The sequence below is a fragment of the bacterium genome (assembly GCA_035549195.1).
Lineage (GTDB): Bacteria > Oederibacteriota > Muellerivitia > Muellerivitales > Muellerivitaceae > DASZRK01.
Genome location: DASZRK010000004.1, coordinates 1 through 1,737, shown reverse-complemented (window position 1 = coordinate 1,737; position 1,737 = coordinate 1). Strand labels below are relative to the sequence as shown.

Genomic DNA, 1,737 nt, shown 5'->3' with positions numbered 1-1,737 from the left:
ATAGTTCGCCAAAAGTTGATACATGATTGTACATGTGGCGATTGGGGTGAGACGCAACCGAACCCTAAGATACCTCGTCTGCCCAGTCGAGGAATTAAATGTTCCCAAAGAAGTAGCGCTGGTAAGCGTAGTGGCCGCATTGAAAGCACCGCCACCACCCAAAACCCAATTGGTGCCATCGGCAGATGTGTCAACGACGATGGTTTGAGGAGTGGCCAAGGTGACGCCCTGATTCGCAAAAAAGAAAAACGTAAAAGTTTTTATATTTTTGGTCCACGGGCCAATGGTTGGTCCTTGCGACCCGGACAAGGAGTCCAGTGTTACTGGTGCGGCATAAAAACCATCGGGGGTAGGAGAACTGGTCGGCGTCCCGGTCGGAGAACCCGTGGGCGTCGGGGTGCAGGTGTTCCCGTCGTCACCGATACAGACTCCGATAGCGGCCAAGGAGCTTTTCCAGGCCTTCAGGTTGGGGTAGTCATAAACCCTGCCAATGCCAGGGGTCGAAGTCCCCGCCGGCGCGGCGTCCTTCCAATCATCGTAGGTCCCATCGGCGTTCGACAATTTCACCTTGTTCGACATAGGCGTCGGCGACAAGGTAACTGTTGGCGTCGGAGTAATAGTTGGCGTATTCGTCTTGGTGGGCGTAGAGGTGATGGTCGGCGTGGGCGACCCGGTCGGGGTGTTCTTGGGTGCCGGCGGGGTGACATAATAGACCGGGAAAGCCACCGGGGTACAGGTCCCAGGCCCGCAGTTGGAAGGCGCCATCGCGGGTTGCACTTGCTGGGCCCAGGGGATCGGCGCCGAAATCTGGCCCATATTCAGGCCGACCACCACCGCACAGAATGAAGCGAACAGGAATCTTTTCATGACTGGCTCCTTTTAATTGATCCCGGTAAAAATCCCATGGTTGTAGTGCATCGTGACCCCCGCGCTGGCTGTCACCGATCCGTTGAAACCCGGCGTCAACTGGATGGACACGGTGGTCGCGGACAGTTCCAGGTTCTTGGCGCTATCCCCGACCGTGACATTGCCGCTGGCATCCGAACCTAAAATGTCCCCGTTCGCGTCCGAAAGGGTGATGGTGTGGGCGGATTGAACCGCGAAGTCACCCGTCCCCGCGGAGGTGCTGGTGGAAAGGTTCAGGTCCCCGCTGGAAAGCAGGTCCATCTCATCCGAATAAAGCTGAAGCTGGGTATTCCCGATCTCCAATTGAGCTATTTCGGAATTGAGCGCCAGGTAACTGGTCCCTGGCCACACGGCCTGATCCCCCGTGGCCACAAAGAACCCGGTCGGGTTCCAGAAAAGCGCGTTGCCGCCGTGGATCTCGTCGTAGGTGGAGGCCCCGAACAGAAGGGGAGAGGTCTTGAACTGGCCGAAGGAAAGGCCCAAGGTGTCGGCGTTGTTCCTATTGCCCAAATAAACGGCCATCTGCACGACCGTGGCGGTGGGGTAGGGCGTCATGGTGATGGTCGGCGTCAAGGTGACCGTCGGCGTGATCGTCTTGGTCGGGGTGAATTGATTGCCGCATCCGGGCGTCCAACTAGCGTTACAAGTAGGGGTGCTGGTCGGGGTAGCGGTCGCCGTCGGGGTCCGGGTCGGGGTGCCGGTGGGGGTCGGCGTGAAGGTCAAGACCGCGCTGGAAAATCGCAAGATGTTCGTCTGGTTGAAATGGTGGGCCTTGGGGTTATGGGCCCGGGTCACGGTCAGGCGCTTGTAGGAAACCCCCTGGATGGTCAC

The 1,737-nt window shown here is 58.5% G+C and carries 2 protein-coding genes; both read right to left on the bottom strand.

Annotation, left to right across the window (positions count from 1 at the left end):
* A partial coding sequence (locus VHE12_01490; protein HVZ79455.1) for a hypothetical protein occupies positions 1 to 867 on the bottom strand: 867 nt, incomplete at its 3' end.
* 12 nt (positions 868 to 879) lie between these two features.
* The coding region (locus VHE12_01485) for a hypothetical protein (protein ID HVZ79454.1) at positions 880 to 1,737 on the bottom strand (858 nt) is incomplete at its 5' end.